Origin of the sequence: Nocardia sp. NPDC050712 (assembly GCF_040654295.1) — a bacterium.
Taxonomy (GTDB): Bacteria; Actinomycetota; Actinomycetes; order Mycobacteriales; family Mycobacteriaceae; genus Nocardia.
This window is the reverse complement of the sequence record NZ_JBFAHT010000003.1, coordinates 1,130,233-1,155,989: the sequence shown is the minus strand read 5'-3', so window position 1 is coordinate 1,155,989 and position 25,757 is coordinate 1,130,233. Positions and strand designations below refer to the sequence as shown.

Genomic DNA, 25,757 nt, shown 5'->3' with positions numbered 1-25,757 from the left:
GCTCAGTCCAGGAGTTCGGCGAGGAACAGTGCGGGGAGGGTGACCTCCTCGGACTCGTTCGGCCGCCGATGCATGTCGGTGCGCAGCACCCGCAGAATGGCGACGACACCCGGCCCCGCGTCCAGCAGGGGCCGGGTCCAGCCCAGCTCGGCGCATTTGGCGGCGGCCGGCAGCAGTAGACCGGCGGCCTCGCCGACCCAGCCGGAGGCGGCCAGGCATTCGGCCAGCAGCAGCGCGGTGTCCAATTCCGCACGGGGACGGGCCTGTTCGTCCATCCACCCGTGCAGGGCGCGGGCCCGGCGGACGGCGCTGTCGTCGAAACGCAGCTGCCGCCGCACCAGCAGGCCGCGGATGGCGGCGATCTCCTCCGCCTCGGCGGTCAGCGCGGCCACACCGCGCAGCCGGTGCGAATGGTGGAAGACGCCGAGCCGGTCCAGCTCGCCCTCCCCCGGCGCCTCGACCAGGCCGAGCCGCAGCCGCTCGGCCTGGATGTGCGCGGCCAGCCGGGGCAGCCTGCTGTCCTCGGCGATCCGCGCGCCCTCGTCCAACCGCGCCGCGGCGGTGTACAGATCACCGCGCACCGCTTTCACCCGGGCGCCGATGACGAAGGTCGCGATCAGGAAGTCGACCGGCCCGACCCGGGTGACCAGCTGGTGGCTCTCGTCGAACATGCGGTCCGCCGCGTCGAGATCGCCCCGGCGATAGTTCAATTCACCGAGCAGCGTCGCCGCCACCCGCGCCGCGTGCGACCGCGGCCCGGCCTGCTCGCGCGCGGTGTCCCAGGCCTGCTGGAAACGCTCGGTGGCGGTCCCGATGTCGAGTTGCTCGTAGGCCGCCGCACCCTGCGAGCACAATCCGAACACCGCGCCCAGCGGATCCTTGGACCGCTCGTGGTACGGCCGCGCCCACTCCTGGATCTCGCGGGCACCGTCGAAGTCGAAATGGCACAGCCGCACGAAGGCCGTCAGGTTCGCCGCCGTCGACACCGTCCAGGCCGGGAGATCGTCGGGGCGCTCCAGACAGTCCGCGACCCGATCCAGCACCCCCTCGGTGTGATCGCCCGCGATCTGATCGGAGGCCGCGAGCACCGCCGCCTCGCAGCGCTGCTGCGCCACCTCGGCATCGGTGGCCGACCCGCGCGCCAGAATGCTGGACAGGCGGCCCAGGGCGGTACGCGCCGCGCCCGACTGCTGCAGGTTCACATTCGCCCGGGCCACCGCCATCAGCAGCTTGGATCGCGAAGACACCTGTTGGGCAGGCAGTTTCGACACCGTACCGAGCAGCGTCGCCAGGCGGGACCCGTCGATCAGGTCCATGCCGCCGCCCTCGAGCAGATCCAGCGCCAGCTTGAGGTCGGTGGCCGCGAGCGCGTGATCCACCGACTTGCGCAGTTGCTGATGCTCGGCGAACCAGCGCGAGGCCTTGCGATGCAGGGACTTCAGCTTGGCGGGATCGGTCTGCTCCAGCCGCCCGCGCAGGTGCTCGGCGAACAGCGGCTGCATCCGGAACCACTCCGGGTCGTGCTCGATCCGGTGCAGGAACAGCTCGCGCTGCTCGGCCTTGACCAGCAGCAGCTCCCCCTCGCTGTCCTCCGAGAGCGCGGAAGCCAGTGAGCCGCAGACTTTTTCCGAGACCGAGATGGCGGTCAGGAAATCCAGCATGCGCGGCTCGAGGGTGTCGAGCACGTTCTCCGCGAGGTACTCCCGGATCCCGTGCGTCCCCTCGCACAGTGTCGCGATCAGCTGGTCGGCGCCGGCGTTGCCGCGCAGCGCCAGGCTCACCAGCTGGATGGCGGCGGGCCAGCCGTCGGTCGCGGTGTGTATCTGCTCGATCTGCGCGTCGGTGAGCTCGAAGTCGTGCCGCTCCACCAGCACCGACCGGGTCTCGGCCAGGGTCAGCCGCAGCGCCGCCGACCCGATCTCGACCAATTCGTCGTGCACCCGCATCCGGCTGGTCGGCAGCCCCGACTGCTCCCGGCTGGTCACCACGAAGCGCAGATGGTGACATCCGTTGTCCAGCAACGACTCCATCACCCGGTGCGCGCCCGGGTCGTCGATGCGGTGCCAGTCGTCGACCACCACCACGATGGTCTCGCCGCTGCCGTGGATCTCGTCGATGAGCGTGGCGACGACGTAGGCGACGGCGTCGGCGGGCCGCTCCTCCAGCGCCTGATCCAGCCCGACCCCGATATCGGGGCGGACCCGGCGGATCGCCTCGATCAGATGTGCCAGGAACCAGACCTCGTTGTCGTCGTCGCGGCCGACGCCGAGCCAGGCCACCGGCACACCGGCCGCGGTCAGCTCGGTCCGCCACTGCGCGGCCACCGTCGACTTGCCGAAACCCGCGGGCGCGTGCAGCACCGCGAGCCGGCGCCGCCCGCCCGCGCGCAGCGTATCCAGCAGGCGGGGCCGCAGCATCGGTTCCCGCGCCGGGGTCGGCGGCCGGAACTTGGTCGCCGCGGTCGGCGGCAAGGTCGGGCCCACGCCGGTCGGGTGCTGGGAGACCGCCGGCCGCAGCGTCAGCGGCCAGCTGCGCCGGGTGATCGCCGGTCGGCTGCCCGTGCCTTCCGGCCCGCTCGGTGCGGGCTCCCCCTTCGCCAAGTCGATCTCGTCCGGCAGCGCCGCGGGATCCAGCAGCGCCATCTCGTCGGGCACCACCCCGTGCGCCCGCTGCACCGCCCGCAGGAGTTCACCGAATTCGAAAGCCGACGCCGGGCGCTGCGACGGATCGGTGGACATCGCCTGCTCGATCGCGGCGGCCACGTCGGGCGGGATGTCCTGGTCGCGCAGGTCGGGCACGGGCTGGGTGGTGATCCGCAGGAACTGCGCGACCACCTTCTCCCCGGCCTGCCGCTCGAAGGCGGCATGCCCGGTGAGCAGGGCGAACAAGGTCGCGCCGAGGCTGTAGATATCGGAACGGACGGTCGGCTCGTCACCCCGGAGCACTTCCGGCGCGGTGAACGCCGGCGAGCCGGTGATCAGGCTGCTCGAGGTCCGGAAGCCACCGGGAATGCGGGCGATGCCGAAATCGGTGAGCTGGGGTTCGCCGTAGGCGCTGAGCAGGACGTTAGCGGGTTTCACATCCCGGTGCAGGATCCCGGCCCGGTGCGCGCTCTCGATCGCGCCGGCCAGTTTCACCCCGGCTCGCAGGGAATCCGACCAGGTCAGCGGGCCCTGATCGCGAATGAGCTGCTCGAAGGAGCCGTGTGTGCAGAAGGGCATCACGATGATCGGCATCCCGGAGGCGGTGACGTCGACCTGGAGGATGTCGACGATATTCGGGTGCCCGGATAATCGGCCCATCGCCTGTTCCTCGCGCAGGAACCGCTCCCGGCTCTCGTCGTCGATCTCCGAGGACAGCACCTTGACGCCGACCACCCGTTCCAGCGCAACCTGCAGGCATCGATACACCACACCGAATCCGCCCCGGCCGATCTCCACCGCCCCGGACAACCCCATGCCCGCCAGGTCCTCGGCGATCGCGACCGGTTCCATCCGCTGGGTGTCGGTGCTGCGGCGGGAACGCGAATCCGCGGCCTGCGCCTCGGGCTCCCCAGCACCCGAACGCGTCTGTGGATTCATGTGACCACCTCGAACTCACATAGAATCGGCGACCTCGGCGATCGTGGTTACGCGCGCCGACATCGGGACTCACCGCAGAGGCACCGGTGTGTCCGTATTGTCTGCGCTTATTCCAACGTAGCGCGGTACCGCTGCCGACGGGTGGAGATTTCAGCGTTCGGCAGCGGGCCTGCTGTCCGGATCCACCAGGAACGACACCCGTTCCAGCACCCGGCCGCGCTGGGTGTTCTGGAACGCGGCGATCTGCCAGCGTCCGTCCTGGCGCACCAGGGTGTAGGTCTGGGTCTTGGACAGGTCTTCGGGACTGGTCCGGTCGCCGGTGTAGGTGTCGCCGCGGCTGGTGACCACCGCGGTGTCCGGGCCGTAGAAGCGAACGCCGAGATAGGAATCGGCCAGTTTCGTGCCCTTCAGGAAACCGGCGAACAGCGCCCGGTGCCCCTCGGTCAGATCCGCGCGGCCGGCGTAGTAGGTGCCGACGTAGCTGGTGTAGGTGGCGTCCGCGGTGAACAGGGCGCCGTAGGCGTCGGCGTCACCACGGGCCCAGGCGCCGGTGAGCCGGTCGAGCAGGTCGCACACCTCGGCGAGGGCCTGGCCGGTGGGTGCACCGGAGGGTGGCACCGTGGCGCATTCCGCAGCGCCGAGATTGTGCACGTCGGAGGTCTGGTTCAGCCAGAGGTAGCCGCCGCCCGCGGCGACGCCGAGTGTGACGACGGTGGCCGCGAGGACGCGAGTGAGCGTGCGGCGGCGGGACTTCGGCGCGGCGGGGGTCTGGATATCGGTGGCATTCATGATGATTCCTCTGGAGAGAGCGGGTTCAGCGCTGGGCGGCCGGGCGGGCGGCGGGTGTGGTGCGGAAGGTGACGAACTCGAGCAGCGGGTTGCGCTTGGTGTTCTGGAACGCGGCGATCAGCCAGCGGCCGTCGCGGCGGACCAGCGTGTAGGTCTGCACCTTGGTCAGCCGCTCGGGCCGCTTGCTCTTGTAGGTGTCACCGCGGGCGATGACGACGGCGACCTCGGCGGTGAGGAAACGGATCTCGATCAGCTCACCGGCGAGCTCGGTGCCCTTCAGGAAGCTGCCGGACAGGGCCCGGTGCGACGCCACGATGTCGGCCCGGCCGCGGTACTGCGTGCCGAAGAACGCGGTGTAGGTGGCGTCCGCGGTGAACAGCGCGCCGTAGGCCTCGGCATCGGCGGCAGCCCAGGCCGCGTTCACCTCGTCGAATACGGCTCGGATCGCGGCGGTGTCTGCCTGCTGGGCGGTGCGGTATTCGCTGGTCATGATGCCTCCGTGATAGATTCTCTGCTTAGAAGAGCTTTCTTCTTTTAAGAAGTCTCTTCGTTGAGGAAGAGATTACGAGAGGAGGTATCCCGTGTCAACACCGAAGATGCGCGCGGACGCGAGCGAGGTGTACCGGCGCTACCTGAGCGCGGTCGTCATGCACGGACAAGCCGGCGCGCGCACGGTCGGCCTGGGCGCCACCGACCTGTACGCGCTGAATATTCTGGAGCTCTCCGGGCCGCTGACCCCCGGCGAACTCGGCACCCGCAGCGGGCTCACCACCGGCCCCACCACCCGGCTGATCGACCGTCTGGAAGCGGCCGGATACGTGCGCCGCGCCCCCGTTCCCGGCGACCGCCGCAAGGTCACCGTCGAATTGGTCGGCACGCCAGAGGATTTGAACACCGTGCTGGCACCCGTCCGGCGCGCCGTCGGCGAGATCCTCGGCAGCTACACCGCCGAGCAACTCGCGGTCCTCTTCGACTACTTCGAACGCGCCACCGACGCGTACTACCAGGCCACCGAAGAACTGCGCGCCCCTTAGGTTTTCGGCCCTGGACCGCACAAAAGCCCGCCCCCACAGACACGGGGCGGGCTCTTGTTCGGTCAGCGGTTGATCAGGACCGCTGCCACAGTGCCGGAGTGTTCGGCGGCGTCCAGTTCGGGTCGTGCACAGTGTGCGCCTGCCGGCAGCTGTACGTCACGCCCTGGTAGGTCACCTTGTCGCCGACCTTATAGCTGGCATGGGGTCGCCAGGCCGAACCGCCCGGGTCGGGCTGGGTGGGGTTCGGCGTGGTGGTCGGGGGCGCGGTGGGGCGCGTCGTCGTCGGGTCGGTGGGCCTGGGCGTGGTGGCCGGCGGCGTGGTGGCCGGCGGCGTCGTGGTCGGATCCGTCGGCCGGGTCGTGGTCGGCGGCGTGGTCGGCCGGGTCGTCGTCGGGGTGGAGGTGCCGCCGATATTCAGGTCGACGCAGGAGTAGAAGGCATTGCTGGTATCCCCGATGTTCCAGATCGCCAGCAACTTCTGCTTCCCGCTGAAGCCGGATAGGTCGACCTTGTGGGTTTGCGTATTCGACGACGGGACCTTGTTCCCCTCGTCGAAGTAGCCGACCCGGGTACCGCCGATGTAGTACTCGTAGCTCGCGGTGCGGTGCAGCGCGGTCAGCGTCCAGGTGAAATCGACGGAGCCACGCACCGCGTGCACGGTCCAGGGTTTGCTGTCGTCGTCGAGTTCTTTGAAGTTCGTCAGACCGGCACTGCAATTGCGCTGCCCTTTGGGGCCTTCCACGCTTTGCGGCTCGTACTGCACCGGCCCGCAGGAAACGGTCCGGGCTTGGCATTGCGCCTGGCGACTGGCCGGCCCGGAAACGTAACCGTGGGCGGAGGCCGTCGCGGCCGGCAGCACCGCTATCAGCAGCGGAGCCAGCCCCAGCGCAGCACCGAGGGTGGAAAGGGTACGGAATCCCACTCGTGTTCTCCTCATCGATATGGATGGGCGGAGGAACAGCAAGGGGCCGACGTTACTGTCCTGTGATCAACGCAGTGTGAACCATAGGACTTTCACGATTACCGGGGCAAGTAATTCGGGTAATTGGAGGAAACAGTTATTTTGGATAATCCAATTAAATGCCGAATCCGGATCAGACCGGCGGATGCAGTGTCGGCGCACTCGGCGGCAGCACATCGGCGGTACCGAGGTCCAGGTCGACGCACGAATAGAAGGCATCGTCGCTGTCGCCGACGTTCCAGATCGCCAGCAGCTTCTGCCGGCCGCTGAAACCGCTCAGATCTATCTTGTGGGTCTGCGTCGTCGAATCCGGGACCACATTGCCGGCATCGACGAATCCGACGCGGCGGCCGCCGATGTAGTACTCGTAGTTGAGGGTGCGGCGCAGCGCGGTCAGCGTCCACGTGAAGTCGACGGTGCCGCTGACCTCGTGCACGGCCCAGGACTTACCGTCGTCGTCGAGTTCGGCGAAGTCCGGCCGGCCCGCGCTGCAGTTGCGCTGCCCCTTGGGACCCTCGACGCTCTGCGGCTCGTAGGAGATCTGCCCGCAGGACGTGGCGCCCGCGGCGCACTGCGCCTGCCGGCTGGCCGGGCCGGACAGATAGCCGTGCACGGTGGGCTCATTCCCCGACGGCATGACCGCGAGCGCGACGCCCAGGGCAGCACCGGCAACACAAAGGGCACGAATACCCACTTTTGTTCTCCCTCGTTACTGTCCCGTGATAAGCGCGAGGTGAACCATACCGCACATACCGAAAACCCTCTAACCAGGGATTTTTCGAAAATCGAGTTACCCGGAATATCGCACGGATAAACATGACGATGTCATGACGACATTTCCGGAAACGACAAAGCCCGCCACCACGAATCGTGGTGGCGGGCTACGCCGTTGGTGCTACTGCGGGATTACTTGCGCAGCGAGTCCGGCACCTGGAAACGCTCGCCGTACTTCGCGGCCAGCTCGTCGGCACGGGCCACGAAGCCGGCCTGGCCGCCCGGGTAACCGACGACGAACTGGTGCACGCCACCGGTCCACGCCGGGTAGCCGATGCCGAAGATCGAGCCGATGTTGGCGTCGGCGGTCGTGGTCAGCACGCCCTCGTCGAAGCACTTCTGGGTCTCGATCGCCTCGATGAACAGCATGCGGTCGATCAGATCCTGGATCGGCACACCGAAATCGGCGGTGGTCTTGAAGTGCTCACGCAGGCCCGGCCACAGACCGGTGCGCTTGCCCGCCTCGTCGTACTCGTAGAAGCCGGCCTTCTCCAGGCGGCCCGGACGACCCTCGTTCACCAGGTACTCGATCACGTCGATCGCCGGGTGCCGCTTGCGGCCCATGGTCGCGTCGCCCTTGGCGATCGCTTCCTCGGTCTCCTTGGCGATCTTCAGCATGAGCTTCATGTTCAGCTCATCCGAGAGCTGCAGCGGCGCGGCCGGGTAGCCCGCCTGCAGACCGGCCTGCTCGATGGTCGACGGATCGATGCCCTCGGTGAGCATGGCGATCGCCTCGTTGACGAAGGTGCCGATGACGCGCGAGGTGAAGAAGCCACGGCTGTCGTTGACCACGATCGGGGTCTTGCGGATCGCGAGGGTGTAATCGAACACCCGGGCCAGCGCCTCGTCGGAGGTCTTCTCACCGCGGATGATCTCCACCAGCGGCATCTTGTCGACCGGCGAGAAGAAGTGGATGCCGATGAAATCTTCCTGGCGCTTCACGCCGGCCGCGAGACCGGTGATCGGCAGAGTCGAGGTGTTGGAGCCCAGCAGGGCGTCCGCGTCCACGATGTCCTCGATCTCCTGGAACACCTTGTGCTTGAGCTCGGTGTTCTCGAAGACGGCCTCGATGACGAAATCGACGCCGGCGAAGGCCTCGGGATCCGCGGCCGGGGTGATCAGATCGAGCAGCGCCTTGGACTTCTCCTCGGTGGTCTTGCCACGCGAGAGGGCCTTGGCCTCGATCTTCTCGGAGTAGTTCTTGCCGCGCTCGGCCGCCTCGATGGTGACGTCCTTGAGCACGACCTGGTAGCCGGCCTTGGCCGAGACGTAGGCGATGCCCGCGCCCATCATGCCCGCGCCGAGCACGCCGATCTTCTTGATGTCCTTCTTCGGGACATCGTTCGGACGGGAGCCGCCGTTGTTGATCGACTGCAGGTCGAAGAAGAACGCCTGGATCATGTTCTTCGCGACCGGGCCGGTCAGCAGGCCGACGAAGTAGCGGGACTCGATCAGCGACGCGTTGTCGAAATCGACCTGCGAGCCCTCGACCGCGGCGGACATGATGGCCCGCGGGGCCGGCATGTTCGCGCCCTTGATCTGCTTGCGCAGGTTGGCCGGGAACGCGGGCAGGTTCGCCGCGAAGGCCGGGGTCGACGGGGTGCCGCCGGGGATCTTGTAGCCCTTCTTGTCCCAGGGCTGCACGCCACCCTCGGGGTTGGCCTTGATCCACGCCTTGGCCGCGGGGACCAGCTCCTCGATCGAGCCGACGACCTCGTTGACCAGGCCGACTTCCTTGGCCTTGGTGGCGTTGAACTCGTTGCCCTGCAGCAGGATCTGCATCAGCGCGTTCTGCAGGCCGAACATGCGCACGGTGCGGGTGACACCGCCGCCGGCGGGCAGCAGGCCCAGCTTGACCTCGGGCAGGCCGATCTTCAGGCCACGCACGTCGGCGGCCACGCGGTAGTGGGTCGCCAGCGCGATCTCCAGGCCACCACCGAGGGCGGCGCCGTTGATGGCGGCCACGACCGGCTTGCCGAGCTGCTCCAGGCGACGCAGCGCGCCCTTGATGTTGAAGAGCTCGTCCATCAGGCCCTGGCCGTCTTCCGGGCCGACCTTCATCATGTTCTTCAGGTCGCCGCCAGCGAAGAAGGTCTTCTTCGCGGAGGTCACCACAACGCCGGTGATGCTGTCCTTCTCGGCCTCGAGGCGATCGACGGTCGCGCTCATCGAGTTCTTGTACAGCTCGTTCATCGTGTTGGCGCCCTGGTTCGGGTCGTCCATCGTCAAAACGACGATGCCGTCCGAATCCTGCTCCCAACCGATCATGTTGTTTTCGGTCACAGCTCTTTGTCTCCTTGTGAAAGTCAGCGTCGGTTGGGTTAGACGCGCTCGATGATGGTCGCGACGCCCATGCCGCCGCCGATGCACAGGGTGATCAGCGCGTAGCGGCCGTTGCGGCGCTCCAGCTCGTCGACCATGGTGCCGGTGATCATCGCGCCGGTGGCGCCCAGCGGGTGGCCCATCGCGATGGCACCGCCGTTGACGTTGAGCTTCTCGTCCGGGACGTTGAGGTCCTTCTGGAACTTCAGCACGACCGAGGCGAAGGCCTCGTTGATCTCGACCAGGTCCATGTCCTCGATGGACAGGCCGGCCTTGGCCAGCGCCTTCTTGGCGGCCGGGGTCGGGCCGGTCAGCATGATGGTGGAGTCGGCGCCGGAGGTGGCGGTCGCGACGACGCGGGCGCGCGGGGTCAGACCCGAGGCCTTGCCGGCCTCCTCGGAGCCGATCAGCACCAGCGCGGCGCCGTCGACGATGCCCGAGCTGTTGCCGCCGTGGTGCACGTGGTTGATCTTCTCCACGAAGTGGTACTTCTGCAGCGCCACCGCGTCGAAGCCGCCCATCTCGCCGACCAGGGCGAAGGACGGGTTCAGCTTGCCCAGGTCCGCGGCGGTGGTGCCGGGACGCATGTGCTCGTCGCTGTCCAGCACGATCAGGCCGTTCTGGTCCTTGACCGGCACGATCGACTTGGCGAAGTAGCCGCCGGTGGTGGCCGCAGCGGCCAGTTCCTGCGAGCGCACGGCATAGGCGTCGACGTCATCGCGGGAGAAGCCCTCGATGGTCGCGATCAGGTCGGCCGAGACACCCTGCGGGACGAAGTAGGTGTCGTAGTTGGTGGCCGGGTCCAGGGCCCAAGCGCCGCCGTCGGAGCCCATGGCCACGCGGGACATCGACTCGACGCCGCCGGCGATGACCAGGTCGTCGAAGCCCGAGCGCACCTTCTGCGCGGCCAGGTTGACGGCCTCGAGGCCGGAGGCACAGAAGCGGTTGAGCTGGAAGCCGCCGACGGTGTCGGGCAGGCCGGCCACGGTCACGGCGGTGCGGGCGATATCCATGCCCTGATCGCCGACCGGGCTCACCACACCCAGGATGAGGTCCGAGATCTGGTCCTCATCGAGGTTCGGGAAACGGTTCCGCAGCTCCTGGATCAGACCCACGGTCAGGTCGATCGGCTTGACCGAGTGCAGCGAACCGTTCTTCTTGCCGCGTCCGCGCGGGGTGCGGATGGCCTCGTAAATGTAGGCCTCTGTGGTCATGTGGAGTGTTTCCTTCCTTGGGGTGCCGCGGCCGGGAGTTCACCCGTCCGAGCGCTCTGTGCACCGACCGGCGCTACGACCGACCGTCTTCATTCACTTGGCGACGCTTGCCGAGCCCACGCGCTGATAACGCTCCAGGCTCGTCGTTCGTGCCGCATAACGCTGTACAAATTCGGGCACGCAACTGCTCACGATAGAGCCTCGCCATACCAGAGTCGACGGCCACCCGTTCATACTACGCGCTGTGCGAACTCCGGTTAACTTAACGTCCTCGCGGCGGTGCTTGTCAACCGTCTGGGTATGTGGCGCCGGGCTCACCGCCGACCGGGCACGCCGGAGAACCGGCGCGCCCGGGTCCAGCGGGATCTCAGCCGTCGATACGGGTGGCGCCCAATTCGGCGCGGAGCAATTCCAGAGCGACCTCGTCCGGGTCGCGCCGATCCTCCGGGGCGACCGGCACGGCCGCCTCGGCGATGAACTCCTGCTCCTCCTCCGGCGTCAGGTCGCGCGGCACCGCGTCCTGGACCGATTCCCCGCCCGGCTCGGGCGGGGAATCAAAAGGGCCCGGGTCGTCCGGCAGATCGGGGAAGTCCGGGGGTGGGATGTCGTCGTCGCCGTACGGTTTCACCTCCGGACCCGAACGCTGCGCCGCACCGGCCTGCACGTTCTTGGCCTGGCTCGGGCGGGAGAAGCGCGGCGGGGCCGCCGGTCCGCTCGCGGCGGCACCACCCCGCGCCGGCTGACCGGGCTGCCCGCCCGCACGCGGCGCCTTGGTGGCGGCCGCCGCCGGGCGCGCCACCGCGGCGCCCGCCTCCCACCGAATATCGTGTTCGCGCCCGAGCACCGCGCGCACGGCCGAACGCACCGCCTCGATATTGCGCGGCTCCGAGAGCCGCTTCGCCAGCGGCGCGTGCTGATGCGCGAACACGATCACGTCACCGTCGATCCGCGCCACCGAGGCACCGGACAGCAACGCCTGCACCGCCGCCCCGAACTCCCGGACCTTGGCCCGGATATCCGCCCACGCGGCCTCCACCGACCGCAACAACTCATCCGATTCCGCACCCATCGCCGGAGCTGACACCGGCTCGGGCGCGAGTGCGGCGGCCGCCGACTCCGGCCCCGCGCCTGTCCCGTCGATCGGCGACTGCGGCGCCGCGGCACTCGTCTGCGTCACTTCCGCTTCCGCGGAAACCGCCCGCTCCGCCCCGGCATTATGCTGTGGCACTCCATCGCCCACCTGCTCCCCCGCAGCGTGCGATACCGGCGCAGAACCCTGCACCGCCTGCTGCTCAGCACCCTGCGCAATAGGCGAGTCACCCCCACTCTGCACACCCTGCTGCCCAGCACTCGGCGCAACCGACGCAGAATCCTGGCCGCTACCAGGGGCGGAGCCCTGCGCGGCCGGACCGGAGCCCTGCTGGGCCTCCCGCACCGGCTCCTGCGGAGCAGCCTGCATGTCACTGGCGCTGGAGCCCTGCGCCGCCGCGCTCTGGACGTGGTCCTGCGGATCACCCCCGGCAAAGCGCGGTGCGTCTACCGAATCTGAATCGCCCACCGAGGCGGAAGTTTGCGCGGCGCTCGGCGCTGAGCCCTCCCCACTCGCGGAAGCCTGCTGCGGAGCCTGCCCACCCGCGGAAGCCTGCTGCGCGCCAGAGTCAGAACTCTGCGAATTCGCGGCGGAAGCCTGCGCGGGCGATACGCCGGAACTCTGCGCTTCGCCAGGACCGTGTGTGCCCGGAGCGGAGGCTTGGTGCGCTCCTTGCTCGCTCGCCGCCCCCTGCTGCGGGGTGCCGGAGGCAGCGCCCTGCGCGACGGCCGGGTTGGACCCGTGTGCGTTCGGCTGGCCGGCACCCTGCGCGCTTCCCGGGCTGGCGACGTGACCGCCCGCTGTGGAGCCCTGCCCACCTGTGGAGGCGGTGGCTCCTTGCGCGGGAGCGGCAGCGGCCCCCTGCTGTGGTGTATCGGCAGCGCCTTCCGCGGAGGCCGCGTTGGACCCGTGCGCGTTCGATTGGCTGGCACCCTGCGCGCTTCCCTGGCTGGCGACGTGACCGCCCGCTGTGGAGCCCTGCCCACCTGTCGCGGCGGCCCCCTGCTGGGCGCCTTGCGTGGGGGTCGCCTGCTGCGGAGTGGAGCCTCGGGCGGGCGACTGGTCGGCGTTCTGTGCCGGGCCTTCGCGTTTGGCGCGCAGGGCGGCGAGCGCTTCGGCGCCGCGCCGGCGGCTGGGGTCGGCGGCGGCCGCGGGGCGGCGGGGGGCGGCTTCGGCCGGCACGGGCGCGCCGCCGGCGACCGCGGGGAGTGGGGTGCCGGTGGCGACGCCACGTTCGAGGCGTTCCAGGCGTTGCAGGGTGGCGGACTCGGCGTCGGAGACCGAGGGCAGCAGCATGCGGGCGCAGACGATTTCGAGGAGCAGCCGGGGGGCGGTGGCGCCGCGCATCTCACCGAGGCCCGCGTGCAGCAGTTCGGCGTAGCGGGCCAGGGTGGCGGCGCCGAGGCGCTGGGCCTGGCCGCCCATCCGCTCGAGGACATCGCCGGGGCCGGTGACCAGGTTGCGTTCGACGGCGTCGGGGACCGCGCGCATGAGGATCAGGTCGCGGAAGCGCTCCAGCAGGTCGACCGCGAAGCGGCGCGGATCGTGCCCGGCCTCCATGACCCGATCGACGGTGTCGAACAGCGTGGCCCCGTCGTCGGCGGCCAGGGCTTCGACGGCGTCGTCGATCAGGGCGACATCGGTGACGCCGAGCAGCGAGACCGCGCGGTTGTAGGTGACGCCCTCCGGACCGGCGCCGGCCAGCAGCTGATCGAGCACGCTGAGGCTGTCGCGCGGCGAACCGCCGCCCGCGCGGATCACCAGCGGGTACACCGCCTCCTCGACCGCCACGTTCTCCTGCTCGCAGATCTTGCCGAGCAGGCCGCGCATGGTGGCCGGGGGCAGCAGCCGGAACGGATAGTGATGGGTGCGCGAGCGGATGGTGGGCAGCACCTTCTCCGGCTCGGTGGTGGCGAAGATGAAGATCAGGTGGGCGGGCGGCTCCTCGACGATCTTGAGCAGCGCGTTGAAGCCCGCGGTGGTGACCATGTGCGCCTCGTCGACGATGAAGACGCGATAGCGCGACTCGGCGGGCGCGTAGAAGGCACGGTCCCGCAGCTCGCGGGTGTCGTCGACGCCGCCATGGCTGGCGGCGTCGAGCTCGATGACGTCGAGGTTGCCCGGCCCGCCCGGGCCCAGCGCCACGCACGACGGGCAGACGCCGCACGGCCGGGAGGTGGGCCCCTCCGCGCAGTTCAGCGAGCGCGCGAGGATGCGGGCGGAGGAGGTCTTGCCGCAGCCGCGCGGGCCGGAGAACAGATAGGCATGACTGATCCGCCCGGTGTCGAGCGCGGTACTGATCGGGTCGGTGACGTGCTCCTGACCCACTACCTCAGCGAACGTTGCCGGTCGGTACTTCCGGTACAGAGCCACGGCCAGAGGTTACCGGCGACCACCGACAAAACCCACACCCGCCAGGGCACCCCGGATCGGGCCAGCGAAAACGACCGCCTATGTGATGCAGATCACTACATGCGCGGCACCTTCTTCCGGCCCGCTCCGCACCGCGAGAAGTAGCAATGTGTCAGCAACCACAGCGTGACGGACGGCCGATATCCGAATTACACCGGCAAAGCACCTACCCGATCAGCAATTATCCGAACTCACGCCCCGTTAATGCCGGAAATTTGGGAAGTAACGAATCCATTACCACCCATGACATCACGCAATCGGCTGGCTACCGTGGCAGTCGGCAACTTCGGTAGCCAAACCTTCATCAGGTTGGTGGCCCCGGCCGGTCCCTCATCCCGGCCGGGGCACAACCTGAACTATTGCTCGTTCCGATTGCACCGAAACGCCCCCGGAGGAATCTCTCCCGTGCCGTCCTGTGATGACATCGCCGCGGCCTGGCTCTCCAGCACCGACTTCGCCGGGGACCGCAACGCGGCCGTCCTCCTCAGCCGAGCGATCAGCCCACACGACTTCGCACTCAAGCGCGATTCGCTGCCGGTCGCCGCGGCCGCCGACCCCGCGACCGCCGCCGCCATCCTCGAACTCCTGCAACGCGGCCAGGTGCCGACCATGGCCGCGATCCGCACCCTCACCGCGCAGAACGAGATGCGCCGCGAGGCCGAGCGGATCGAACGCCTCGGCCGCCGCGCCCAGCGCAGCATCGACGACTTCGGCAAGGTCCTCGCCCGCCTCGCGCACGAGCACTGGACCGCGCACGACACCGGCCCCACGCGCCGCGACGTGCTGTCCTCCGAACCGGTGATGGCGCTCATCGCCGAGCGGATCGGCGAGATCGCGCCCACGGCGGTCAAGCATCTGTGGCTGATCGAGCGGGCCCAGCGGGCCGGCTGGATCGCCTCCAACGCCAACCCGCAGTCGCTGTGCGCCGCCCGGCGTTTTCATGCCGCGAAATACGGCAACCGGGTCTCGCTGCGGCCGGTGAACACGATCGGCACCATGGTCGCCGGGTTCCTGGCGGAGTACCGCACCGAGCACGGGCGCCCGCCCCGCTGGTCGACGCTGGCCCGGGAACTGCGCGACGACCGCGGCCGCCGGCTGTTCCACGACACCGCCGACGCGCGGGTCCAGCAGCTGTGGCTGACCACCGCGGAGTGGATCACCCTGGAGGACGACCTGCCGGTCCCCGGTAAGCGCGGCCTGCGCACGCTGGCCCGCAAATCCCGGGCCTGAACCGAACACGCCCGACTGAGACAATCGTCTGGTAGGGCGTGGACCACAGGTGAGCATTCGGTAATTTCCTTGCAACGCATTCCGCGTGAAGGGAGTTTCCGTGTCCGCAATCGATCCAGCTGCCACCGCGTGGCTGCTCATCAGCACCGCCCTGGTGTTGCTGATGACGCCCGCCCTGGCCATCTTCTATGGCGGAATGGTGCGCTCCACCGGCGTACTCAACATGCTCATGATGAGCTTCATCGCGATTCCGCTGGTGACGGTGGTCTGGCTGCTGGCCGGCTACACCCTGGCCTTCGGTGAGGACGCCGGCGGCGGCCTGATCGGCAACCTGGAGCACTTCGCGCTGGCGGGCATCGACCCGAACACCGTGAAGGGGACGGTGCCGGAGCTGCTGTTCGTCACCTTCCAGCTGACCTTCGCGATCCTGACCGCGGCCCTGGTCAGCGGCGCGATCGCGGATCGGGCCAAGTTCGCCGGCTGGATGGTGTTCGTGCCGCTGTGGACGCTGGCGGTGTACGTGCCGATCGCGCACTGGGTGTGGGGTCCGGACGGCTGGCTGCTGAACTTCGGCGCGCTCGACTACGCGGGCGGCCTGGTCGTCGAGATCGCTTCCGGCGCTTCGGCGCTGGCGCTGGCCATCGTGCTCGGCCCACGCATCGGCTTCAAGGTCGACGCGATGCGCCCGCACAATCTGCCCTTCGTGCTGCTGGGCGCGGGCCTGCTGTGGTTCGGCTGGTTCGGGTTCAACGCGGGCTCGGCGCTGTCGGCCAACGGCACCGCGGCGGCGGTTTTCCTGAACACGCTGGTCGCGGGTTGTCTGGGCATGCTCGGCTGGCTCGCGGTGGAGCAGATCCGCGACGGCCGCCCGACCACCTTCGGCGCGGCCTCGGGTGTGGTGGCCGGTCTGGTCGCGATCACCCCCTCCTGCGGTTCGGTGAACACCCTGGGCGCGATCGCTGTCGGCTTGATCGCCGGTATCGCGTGTTCGTTCGCGGTGGGCTGGAAGTTCAAGGCGGGCTATGACGATTCGCTCGACGTGGTCGGCGTGCACTTCGTCGGCGGTGTGGTCGGCACCCTCCTGATCGGCCTGCTCGCCAACCAGGTCATGACCGGTGGCGTGGACGGCCTGTTCTACGGCGGCGGCCTGGCCCAGCTCGGCAAGCAGCTGGTCGGCGTGCTCGCGGTCGCGGCCTTCGCCTTCACCGTCAGCTTCGTCCTGGGCAAGCTCATCGACAAGACGATCGGCTTCCGCATCACCAAGGAGGACGAGACCTCGGGCATCGACTTCGCCCTGCACGCGGAGACCGCGTACGCCGAGGGCGTGCACGGACATACGTCCAACAAGAGCGTCTTCGGCAACACACACTGACTCGAAGCACACCGAACGCCCAGCCCCCGCCCGGTGCTGGGCGTTCGTCGTTTCGGCAGCGCCGCAACGGCACACACCATGGAAAAGGAAGCACAGTCATGACCACACGCATTGTGTCCGCGAACATCGCCCTCACCCTCGACGGCCGCTACAGCGGCCCCGGCGGACCGGCCGACGCCGGGGCGATCGTCCGCTACGCGACCACCGAGACCGCCCGGAATCACCTCACCCGGATCCACGAGAACGCGACGACAGCGGTACTCGGCCGGCGCAACGCCGAAGGCTTCCTGGGCTTCTGGCCCACGGTCGCGGCCGACGAGAACGCCGACCCGCGCGACCGCAGCTACGCGAAGTGGCTGGTCGATACCGAAAAGGTGGTGCTGTCCAGCACATTGACCGAAGCGCCCTGGGAACGCACCCGGCTCGCGAACGCGCCCACCGCGGACGTCATCACCGAACTGAAGGCCACCGGCGCCGGCGAGATCCTCGTCAACAGCAGTGCGAGCGTCATCCAGGCGTTGCTCGCCGCCGACCTGCTCGACCGGCTCTACCTGCTGATCTGCCCGGAGATCGCGGGCGGCGGCGCGCGCCTGTTCGAGGACGGCCTGCCCGGCACGGCCTGGGCCCTCACCCGGCAGGAGACGGGCGAGCTGGGCGAAATCGCCACGGTCTACGACCGCGTTCGCTGACCTAGCTGACGGACTCGGCCGGTGCGGTGAAGGTGTTGCACTGGGCGGTGCGGTTCTTGTCGACGCCGAGTTCGAACCAGTCGCCGCTGTTCTCGGCGGTGCCGTGGTCGCGGGCGTCGGTGGGGCCGTCGCCGCGACCGTTGGCGTCGCGCTGGGCCACGTTCATCTGATTGCTGGACAGGGCGCCGCCCTCGTTGGAGGACCCCAGGTACATGCCGTTGAAGCACTGGGCCTGCAGTTCGACCCGCCGGGACAGTTCCAGGCCGCGGGCGCTGCGGACGCCCGCGTCGACGCGTTCGGCGTTGGCGCGGCGCAGGATGCCGGAGGTGGCTTGCACGTGGTGGCCGTACTCGTGCGCGAACACCGACAGGTAGACCACCCAGTTGTTCTTGAAGATCTCGGTCTGCAACTGGCTGATCGGCATGTAGATGGTCTTGTTCGCCGGGCAGTAGAAGGCGGCGAAGCTGCTGGTCGCGCCGGTGCACGGGGTGGTGATGCCCTCGGTGCTGGCGCTGACGTTCAGGGTCGGCGCCTCCAGCGTGACGCTCTGCTTGGCCAGCAGCGGCTGCCAGGCGTCGTGCAGGCAGTCGGCCGCGGTTTCGAAGAAGGCGCGGGCGGTGTCGACGTCGGTGCTCCACTGCGTGTACGCGCACTTGGCGGGCAGCAGGGTGGCGTCCTGGTCGGTGAGCAGGGGGTTGTCCCCGGCGGTGCCGGGGTTCGCGTCGGCGGCCACCACCGGATCGGCGCCGTCACCGCTGCGCACCGCCACCAGCACCAAACCGCCTGTCACCAGCACGATTACGGCGAGCAGCAGGGCCAGCACGCCACCGCCGCGCTGTTTGCGCGGCGGTCGCGGGGCGCCGCCGGAGGGGCCGTAGGGCAGCGGCGGCGGAATCGGTGGACGGCGGGCGGGCGGCTGCTGATGCGGTCGCACCGCGGGAAAACCCTGCGGTGGACCGTATCCGGGGGGCGGACGGTAGCCGTGACCGGGCGGATTGCCGTAGCCGGGCGGCTGCGGACGGTATCCGGGCGCCGGAAAACGTTGCCCACCAGGTGGAATCGGGCCCTGCCCGTACGGCGGCTGATTCACTCCCCCGTACCCCCTCGTCTCAGTTTCGTCGTCACGCTCCGCTGACGCAGAATAGCAACCTGTCTAAAGTGGGCGTTCATGCTGACATTTCGGGGGCTCCGAGCCGGGGCGCTCGCGCTCGCCGGCCTGGGGATGATCGCCGCCGCACCGCCGGCCTTCGGTCAACCCGCCGGGCCCGGTGCGACCATCGTCGCCGACCTGACGCTGACCCGGGACGGTGTGCTGCGGGTCGAGGAGACCATCACGGTGCCGCCCGGCGGCGATTTCACCATGACGCTGCCGCTGCGCTTGCAGCTGAAGGACGACGTGGTGCGGACCTTCGAGATCACCGACATCACGGCCACCGGCGCGGGCACCACGAAAATCGCGAACGATCAGTTCACTGTCGACGCCGACCCGGGCGAGTCGAAGTTCGGGTACGCGATCCACAACATGGTCTCCGACGCACCGGGTGCGCAGGAGTTCCGCTGGCTCGGCGTGGTGAACAACGACATCGCCTCGATCAGCGTCTCCCTGATCAGCCCGAGCTTCGAAATGGCCATCGTGGACTGCAAACTCGGTCCGCCCGGCAACACCCGGCCGTGCGCCGACGTGCGTGTCGAGGCCGACGGCGTGCTGTTCCTGGAGCAGACCGACCTGCGCAAGGGTGACGCGATCGACCTGACCTTGCGGATGCCGCCGGACACCGTGGCCACGGTCGCCGAGCCGGCGAACCCGTTCGCGGTCACCAAGCCGGTGCTGCTGGCCTTCGGCGCGCTGCTGCTGGCGCTGGCCGGGCTCGCCGCCTTCGCCACCCGGGCCCGCCGGGAGAATGCCCGTGCCACCGCCGGTTCGGAGGTCGTGGAGCCGCTGCGCCGGGAGGACGGGCTGGTGCAGTTCGTCTCCCCCGGCGGTCTGCTGCCCGGCGAGGCGGGCCTGGTGGTCGACGAGTACGCCGACCCGATCGACATCGCCGCCACCGTGGTCGATCTCGCGGTGCGCCGCTACCTCTGGATCGCCCCGGTCGGCGCCGAGGACTGGCAGATCACCCCGGTGAACACCCCCGACGATCAGCTGCGCGACTACGAAAAGGCCGTCTACACCGCACTTTTGCCGACGGGCACGGAATCGGTGCGGGTGAGCGAGCTGCGGGCGCCGGGCCGGATCCCGGCCGCGGCGATCGGCAAGGCCATCATCGCCGACGCCGTCGCCCGCGACGCCCTGGTCGACCGCTCCCGCCCCGGACTGGCCACTTGGCTCGGCGGCGCCCTGATCGCGGCGGGCGTCGTCACCACGCTGGCGCTCGCGTTCACCGCCGGGCACGCGCTGGTCGGCGTGGCGATCCTGCTCGCGGGCGTGGCCACCGTGCTGCTGCCCAAGTACCTGCCCGCGCGCACCGCGCTGGGCCGGGAGCTGGCCGGGCAGGTGCGGGCGCTGCAGCGCGGGCTGGATACCGTTCGCCCGGAACAGATTCCGCCCGCCGATCAGGAGACCGTCTTCTCCCGGGCGCTGCCCTTCGCCGTCGTGTCCGGGCGCGCGGACAACTGGGTGCGCACCTTCCGCGACCTCAACCCGGCCGCCGACTCCCAGCCCGGCATCTACTGGTTCGGCGGCTTCGACAACGACCGGGACCTGCTCCGCTTCGCGGGCCACTTCCCCTACTTCATCACCGCCATGGAGAGCCTGTTCGGCAAGCAAGGCAGCCACTGACCGAAGACGCGGAAAGGGCCCCGATCAGCTGATCGGGGCCCTTTCGTGGCGGAGGATAGGGGATTTGAACCCCTGAGGGCTGTTAACCCAACCCGCGTTCCAGGCGAGCGCCATAGGCCACTAGGCGAATCCTCCGTGGAGCAGCATACCGGGTGGACACGGGTCAGTACCAAATGCCCCTGTCAGGGGCCTACTTCTTGAGCCCGGCGAGGGCTTTGCGGACCTGATCCTTGGCCACCTGGGCGACCTCCTCCTTGTTGAAGGAGTCGCCGTCGGCGCGGTCGATGGAGATCTCGACCTTGATCGAGATATTGCTGTCCTGCACCGCGACCGTGTACTCGGTCACCGCCGAGCTGGAGTAGTCGCGGACCTCGGAATGCCAGTAGCCCTTCTCGCCGATGCCGGTCACGTCACCGGAGGAGCGGCCGGTGCCGGTGGTGCCGGTGTCGTAGTCCTTCCAGTTGTCGTAGTCGTGCTTGGCGAAGGAGCTGTCGCCGAGGAAGGAGACCTCGAGGGCGATGTCGGCGGTGTTGGTGTGGTACTTGCTGCTCGGGCTCGATTCCTTGTAGCGCGCCCGGCATTTCAGCTCGCCGCCGGTGTAGCTCTTGGGCTGGGTCTCGGTGTGCTCCGGGTCACCCGAGGGCGTCTTGGCCCACTTGGTCACCGACGTGGTGTCGATCAGGCTGCAGGCATTGGTGATCTTGTCCATCGCGTACTTGCCCTCGGCGTTGCCGCCGCCGCTGTCCAGGCTGTCCGAGGCGGAGTTGATCAGCGCGACGCAGCCCGCGAACAGGCCGAGCACCAGCACGAGCGCGATACCGCCGGCGATGAACCACGGCGCCTTGCTGGACTTGGGCCGCTGATACGGCGGCCGCGGGGCGAAGTTCTGCTGCGGCACGTACGGCGGCGGCTGCGGCACGTAGGGCTGCTGCTGCGGCGGCGGGGCGTACTGCTGCTGCTGCGGGGGCGGCGTGTACTGGTCGTAACCCGCGAAAGGCGTTGTGGGGCCGCCGATCATGGTCGGCTCCGAGCGCGCCGGATCGGGTGCCTGCGCGGCCGCTGTCGGCTGTTCCCACCAGTGCGCGGTCGGGTCGGCCTGGCTCGCACCCTCCGGTGCCGAATCGCCGTTGGGTGGATTCTTCTCAGTCACGCGACCGATCCCCTCGTGTTTCTTCGGGAAAGCCCCTCCGATGTTGCGCACCGATCGTAGCCACTATGTCCGAATTCAGGGCAGCGGTTAAAGCCCGGCGATCATCGGCTACACTCGTCAACGGATCCCGCGCGGCGCGCATCCTGTGAACTCCCCCAGGGCCGGAAGGCAGCAAGGGTCAACGGGCTCTGCCGGGTGCGCGGGGTCCCCTTAAATGTTGAGCGCTCGGCCGTGCCAATCTCCCCCGTGAAACGTCCGGGCGGATCCCATTCCGGCCCTGAACAATCCCCTCCACTTCGGAGCAACACCCGGGTACGGTGAACCGCGGTCCGCCTGACGGCCAGGATCGCCAACCACACCCCCGCTGCTTCGAAAGGCTGCACAGGATGCCCCGGCAAACGCAGATCGGTTTGATGAGCCACGAGGAGCTCGTGTCCGAACACGAGACCCAGACCGCGAACTACGCGAAGCTCAAGACCGAGAAGCTCACGCTGGACCTGACCCGCGGAAAACCGTCGCCGGAACAACTCGACCTCTCCGAAGGCCTGCTCTCGCTGCCCGGCTCGGGCGACTACCGGGACGGCAGCGGCACCGACTGCCGTAACTACGGCGGCCTGCACGGGCTGCCGGAGCTGCGCGCCATCTTCGGCGAACTGCTCGGCATCCCGGTCGAGAACCTGCTGGCCGGCAACAACGCCAGCCTCGAGCTCATGCACGACACCCTCGCGTTCGCGATGCTGTACGGCACCAACGATTCCGAACGCCGCTGGGCCGCGGAGGAGACCATCAAGTGGCTCTGTCCGACCCCGGGTTACGACCGGCATTTCGCCATCACCGAGGCTCTCGGCTTCGAGATGATCCCGATCCCGATGAGCCCCGACGGCCCCGACACGCGCGCCATCGCCGAACTCGTGGCGCACGACCCGCAGATCAAGGGCCTGTGGGCGGTACCGAACTACTCCAACCCGACCGGCCACACGCACTCCGAAGATATTGTGCGGGAACTGGTTTCGATGCCGACGGCGGCGCCGGACTTCCGGATGCTCTGGGACAACGCCTACGCGGTGCACCCGCTCACCGACACCGCGGAACCGGTGATCGACGTGCTCGGCCTGGCCGCCTCGGTCGGCAACCCGAACCGGCCGATCGTGTTCGCCTCCACCTCGAAGATCACCTTCGCGGGCGCGGGTGTCAGCTTCCTCGGCGCCTCGACGCCGAACCTGGAGTGGTACCTGTCGCACGCCGGGAAGAAGACCATCGGCCCGGACAAGCTCAACCAGCTGCGCCACCTGCGCTTCTTCAGCGATGCCGCGGGCGTGCGCGCCCACATGCAGAAGCACCGGGAGATCCTGGAGCCGAAGTTCGCCCTGGTGCTGAAGATCCTCGAGGACCGGCTGGGCGCGTCGAAGGTGGCGTCCTGGACCGAGCCGAAGGGCGGCTACTTCATCAGCCTGGACGTGCTCGAGGGCACCGCGTCCCGGGTGATCTCGCTGGCCAAGGACGCGGGTATCGCGCTGACCGCCGCGGGCTCGGCCTTCCCCTACCGGAATGACCCGGAGGACAAGAACATTCGCATCGCGCCAAGCTTCCCGAAGGCGCCGGCGCTGGAGCAGGCGATGGACGGGCTGGCGACCTGCGTACTGCTGGCCGCGACCGAGAAACTGCTGGTCCAGTAAGACCGGGAAACGGCGGGTGCCCTTGGGCGCCCGCCGTTTTCGGCTATTCCGGCTTGTGCGCCTGTACCGCGAACATGGTGACCGACAGGTGGATGTCGCCGTTGGCGGCCCCGCGCTCCAGTTCGGCGAGCAGCTCGTCGCGCTGCGCCTCGCTGATCGAGCCGCGCGCCACCGCCATCGCCGAGATCCGGTGCACCAGCGAGCCGGCGCCGAGGGTGCGGTCCTGAATCAGGGCGTGCGAACCGATCTCGTCGATGACCAGCCCCGCGCTGGTGAGCAGGCCGGGCAGGCGGCGCCCGGAGAACGGGTTGGTGGTCGCCGAGATCAGCGTGTCGACGACCTCGCGCACCACCGACCGGTCGCCCGGGTGCACGATCGCGGTGCCCCAGTCGACGTCGACCACCACGGCGCGGCCGCCGGGCCGCAGCACCCGGGCCAGCTCGGCGGCGGCGCGGGCGGGCGCGGTCAGATGCTGGAACACCCGCTCGCACAGGGCGGCGTCGAAGCTGTCCGCGCCGAACGGCAGGCCGTAGGCGTCGCCGGAGTGGAACTTGGCGTGCGAACCGGTGTCCTTGGCGCGGCGTTCGGCGGAAGCGAGCAGGTGCGGGTCGGGTTCGACCCCGACCGCGGTGCCGGTCGGCCCGACCGCGTCGGCGAAGGCCAGCACTTCGGATCCGGTGCCGGAGCCGATGTCCACCGCGCGCTCGCCGGGGTGCAGGGCCAGGGCGTCGTGCGCCCAGTCGCGCAGCCGGTGGATGCCGGGCAGCGCCGCTTGCAGGTCACGCACGTCGACCAGTTGGTCCTGGCCGGCGCGGTCGAAACGATCCGGACGCGGCGCGTAGGTATCGCTGAGCCGGTCCGAGGATGAGGCCGTCGTCTGAGGCATGGCCGGGAGCATACGCCCAGCTGTGACGTAGCGCACTCGGATGATCGCACGGGCGAGAGTGGGATGATCGATGCCGAGAGTTGACCAATCTGCCCGCAGGAAAGGAATGACGGTGACCGTCTCGTTGTGTCTCGCTCAGGAACCGGAGGCGGATCGACTGCTCTCCGCGGACCCTTTCGCGCTGCTCACCGGCATGCTGCTGGATCAGCAGTACCCGCTCGAGCACGCCTTCCGCGGGCCGAAGAAGATCGCCGACCGGATGGACGGCTTCGACATCCACAAGATCGCCGCCGCGGATCAGGCCGCCTTCGAGGAGCTCTGCTCGACGCCGCCGGCCATTCATCGCTACGGCCGCTCGATGGCCCGCCGCACCCTGGAACTGGCCCGCTACGTCCTCGAGCACTACGACGGCGACACCGCCGCGATCTGGACCGCGGGCGATCCCGACGGCAAAGAGGTGCTGCGCCGGCTCAAGGAGCTGCCCGGCTACGGGGATCAGAAGGCCCGAATCTTCTTGGCGCTGCTGGGCAAACAGCTCGGTGTGCGGCCCGCGGGCTGGGAGAAGGCGGCCGGCGCGTACTCGGAAACGAACTCGCGGCGCTCGGCCGCCGACATCGTCGATCAGGAGTCGCTGCTCGAGGTGCGGGCCTTCAAGAAGGAGGCGAAAGCCGCCGCCAAAGCCGCCGGTAAGTAAGAATCGTCCTGCGTTTTTCCCTGGTCACCAGTAGTTTGCTCGTTGAAGCTGACCCTCGACAAGTACCACTTAGATGAGGGATAGCTGTACATGAGGATCAGGAAGCTGGCCGTCGTGGCCGCATTGGTGACGGTTGCGACCGGAATTGCCGCCGGCACTTCCGGCGCCGCGCCCGCCGCCCCCGAAGCCGAGGCGATCAACTTCTCGGCGCAAGCCACCGAAACCCAGTCCATCATCAACATCGACGCGGGCTCGATCGTGGTCGAGGACGAGGCGCTGAAGATCAAGGCCGCCGACGGCACCACCGTCGCCGGTACCCCCCTGAAGTTCCAGCTCGACGACTTCGAACTGCCCATCGCCGCGGACATCAACGGCCGCACGGCGACCCTGACCCCGCAGCTCGATGTCAGCAAGGCCGTCTACAAGCCGGTCGCGCTGCCCTACGAGGACAAGGCCCCCTGGAAGAACGAGTACGAGCGTGAGCAGGCCGCCTGGTCGCGTCTGACCTCGACCATCTCGCTGGGTGCCGCGGTCGGCACCCTGGTCGGCGGCCTCGGCGGCGCGGCCATCGGCTGCGTCCTGGGCGGCATCCTGGGCACCACCGTCGCGCTGGGCACCATCGTCGGCCTGTTCGGTCCCTTCGTTCCGGCGGCCATCGCCGGTTGCATCGGCGGCATCGCGCTCGTGGGCGCGGTCGGCACGGTCCTGGGTCAGATCTTCATCACCGCGCCCTTCGCGATCGGCGCGGCGATCCAGTACTTCACCACCATCAACCAGCCGTTCAACGCTCCGGCGCCGGCCAAGTAACTCGCACGACCTACAGCCCCGCCCAGCAGCTTTCGCTGGGCGGGGCTTTTGTCTGCGCGCGGACGGCCGACGCCGCTCCGGAATCGCTGGACTTCACGAATTCCGGAGCGTTGACCTGCGTTGATAACTGTGGCGTATGGCACCTCCGAAGAACGGGGCTTGGTCGGAGGTCCGGTTCGATGTTAACTTCGTTAGGTGTCTACCAGTCCCTCCACCGCGTTGCGGGTCACCTATGTGACTGCCGCGCTGGGGTTGCGGCTGCCTTTGACGCGGGAACTGTGTTGTTCCCGCTGTCGC

General features: G+C 68.9%; 19 protein-coding genes, 1 tRNA gene and 1 other RNA gene. 9 read left to right on the top strand and 12 right to left on the bottom strand.

Annotation, left to right across the window (positions count from 1 at the left end; translation table 11 throughout):
- Positions 1-2 precede the first annotated feature (2 nt).
- The 3 genes from AB0H76_RS25720 to AB0H76_RS25710 all read right to left on the bottom strand — a co-directional run bounded on the left by AB0H76_RS25720 (position 3) and on the right by AB0H76_RS25710 (position 4,860).
- A complete protein-coding gene (locus AB0H76_RS25720) occupies positions 3-3,581 on the bottom strand; it encodes a protein kinase (protein ID WP_357328851.1) in 3,579 nt (1,192 codons plus the stop codon).
- Between the two features lie 150 nt (positions 3,582-3,731).
- Entirely contained in the window at positions 3,732-4,370 is a 639-nt protein-coding gene (locus tag AB0H76_RS25715) for an SgcJ/EcaC family oxidoreductase (RefSeq protein WP_357328848.1), read from the bottom strand.
- A gap of 25 nt (positions 4,371-4,395) precedes the next feature.
- Positions 4,396-4,860 carry an SgcJ/EcaC family oxidoreductase gene (locus tag AB0H76_RS25710; RefSeq protein WP_357328845.1) on the bottom strand — a complete coding sequence of 155 codons (465 nt, stop codon included), beginning with the start codon at positions 4,858-4,860 and terminating at the stop codon, positions 4,396-4,398.
- 91 nt (positions 4,861-4,951) lie between these two features.
- Between AB0H76_RS25710 and AB0H76_RS25705 the strand changes: the two genes are divergently transcribed.
- Complete coding sequence (locus tag AB0H76_RS25705; protein WP_357328843.1) at positions 4,952-5,404, top strand: MarR family transcriptional regulator; 453 nt, start codon at positions 4,952-4,954, stop codon at positions 5,402-5,404.
- 73 nt (positions 5,405-5,477) lie between these two features.
- Here the strand turns inward: AB0H76_RS25705 and AB0H76_RS25700 are convergent, their stop codons facing one another.
- The 5 genes from AB0H76_RS25700 to AB0H76_RS25680 form a co-directional block, all read right to left on the bottom strand.
- Positions 5,478-6,326 carry a lytic polysaccharide monooxygenase gene (locus AB0H76_RS25700; protein ID WP_357328840.1) on the bottom strand — a complete coding sequence of 283 codons (849 nt, stop codon included), beginning with the start codon at positions 6,324-6,326 and terminating at the stop codon, positions 5,478-5,480.
- Positions 6,327-6,498: 172 nt separating this feature from the next.
- Complete coding sequence (locus AB0H76_RS25695) at positions 6,499-7,059, bottom strand: lytic polysaccharide monooxygenase auxiliary activity family 9 protein (RefSeq protein WP_357328837.1); 561 nt, start codon at positions 7,057-7,059, stop codon at positions 6,499-6,501.
- Positions 7,060-7,271: 212 nt separating this feature from the next.
- Positions 7,272-9,422 carry a 3-hydroxyacyl-CoA dehydrogenase NAD-binding domain-containing protein gene (locus tag AB0H76_RS25690; protein ID WP_357328834.1) on the bottom strand — a complete coding sequence of 717 codons (2,151 nt, stop codon included), beginning with the start codon at positions 9,420-9,422 and terminating at the stop codon, positions 7,272-7,274.
- 38 nt (positions 9,423-9,460) lie between these two features.
- A complete protein-coding gene (locus AB0H76_RS25685; protein WP_357328831.1) occupies positions 9,461-10,675 on the bottom strand; it encodes an acetyl-CoA C-acetyltransferase in 1,215 nt (404 codons plus the stop codon).
- 367 nt (positions 10,676-11,042) lie between these two features.
- The gene (locus AB0H76_RS25680) at positions 11,043-14,138 is read right to left on the bottom strand and encodes a DNA polymerase III subunit gamma and tau (RefSeq protein WP_357328828.1); all 3,096 of its coding nucleotides are present in this window, start codon (positions 14,136-14,138) and stop codon (positions 11,043-11,045) included.
- A gap of 444 nt (positions 14,139-14,582) precedes the next feature.
- Here AB0H76_RS25680 and AB0H76_RS25675 point away from each other — a divergent pair, with 444 nt between their 5' ends.
- From AB0H76_RS25675 to AB0H76_RS25665, 3 genes are all read left to right on the top strand, one after another.
- Positions 14,583-15,407: a hypothetical protein gene (locus AB0H76_RS25675; protein ID WP_357328825.1), complete on the top strand. Its 825-nt coding sequence runs from the start codon at positions 14,583-14,585 to the stop codon at positions 15,405-15,407.
- A gap of 100 nt (positions 15,408-15,507) precedes the next feature.
- Complete coding sequence (locus tag AB0H76_RS25670) at positions 15,508-16,779, top strand: ammonium transporter (RefSeq protein WP_357328822.1); 1,272 nt, start codon at positions 15,508-15,510, stop codon at positions 16,777-16,779.
- Between the two features lie 98 nt (positions 16,780-16,877).
- Positions 16,878-17,468: a dihydrofolate reductase family protein gene (locus AB0H76_RS25665; RefSeq protein ID WP_357328819.1), complete on the top strand. Its 591-nt coding sequence runs from the start codon at positions 16,878-16,880 to the stop codon at positions 17,466-17,468.
- Between the two features lies 1 nt (position 17,469).
- Here the strand turns inward: AB0H76_RS25665 and AB0H76_RS25660 are convergent, their stop codons facing one another.
- Entirely contained in the window at positions 17,470-18,402 is a 933-nt protein-coding gene (locus tag AB0H76_RS25660; protein WP_357328817.1) for a neutral zinc metallopeptidase, read from the bottom strand.
- A 234-nt stretch (positions 18,403-18,636) separates the two neighbouring features.
- Between AB0H76_RS25660 and AB0H76_RS25655 the strand changes: the two genes are divergently transcribed.
- The gene (locus AB0H76_RS25655; protein WP_357328814.1) at positions 18,637-20,247 is read left to right on the top strand and encodes a DUF2207 domain-containing protein; all 1,611 of its coding nucleotides are present in this window, start codon (positions 18,637-18,639) and stop codon (positions 20,245-20,247) included.
- Between the two features lie 46 nt (positions 20,248-20,293).
- Here AB0H76_RS25655 and AB0H76_RS25650 read toward each other — a convergent pair.
- Positions 20,294-20,382, bottom strand: a tRNA-Ser gene (locus AB0H76_RS25650).
- A gap of 55 nt (positions 20,383-20,437) precedes the next feature.
- Positions 20,438-21,397, bottom strand: a complete 960-nt coding sequence (locus AB0H76_RS25645) for a hypothetical protein (protein ID WP_357328811.1) — start codon at positions 21,395-21,397, stop codon at positions 20,438-20,440.
- 119 nt (positions 21,398-21,516) lie between these two features.
- Here AB0H76_RS25645 and ffs point away from each other — a divergent pair.
- Both ffs and AB0H76_RS25635 read left to right on the top strand, forming a co-directional pair.
- An RNA gene (ffs, locus tag AB0H76_RS25640) (signal recognition particle sRNA small type) lies at positions 21,517-21,611 on the top strand.
- Between the two features lie 172 nt (positions 21,612-21,783).
- A complete protein-coding gene (locus AB0H76_RS25635; protein ID WP_357328808.1) occupies positions 21,784-23,073 on the top strand; it encodes an aminotransferase class I/II-fold pyridoxal phosphate-dependent enzyme in 1,290 nt (429 codons plus the stop codon).
- Positions 23,074-23,116: 43 nt separating this feature from the next.
- Here AB0H76_RS25635 and AB0H76_RS25630 read toward each other — a convergent pair whose 3' ends face one another.
- Complete coding sequence (locus AB0H76_RS25630) at positions 23,117-23,959, bottom strand: methyltransferase domain-containing protein (RefSeq protein ID WP_357328805.1); 843 nt, start codon at positions 23,957-23,959, stop codon at positions 23,117-23,119.
- Positions 23,960-24,071: 112 nt separating this feature from the next.
- Between AB0H76_RS25630 and AB0H76_RS25625 the strand changes: the two genes are divergently transcribed.
- Both AB0H76_RS25625 and AB0H76_RS25620 read left to right on the top strand, forming a co-directional pair.
- Positions 24,072-24,653, top strand: coding sequence for an HhH-GPD-type base excision DNA repair protein (locus AB0H76_RS25625; protein WP_357328802.1), 582 nt, complete (start codon positions 24,072-24,074; stop codon positions 24,651-24,653).
- A gap of 90 nt (positions 24,654-24,743) precedes the next feature.
- Positions 24,744-25,460: a hypothetical protein gene (locus AB0H76_RS25620; RefSeq protein WP_357328799.1), complete on the top strand. Its 717-nt coding sequence runs from the start codon at positions 24,744-24,746 to the stop codon at positions 25,458-25,460.
- Positions 25,461-25,757: the final 297 nt, after the last annotated feature.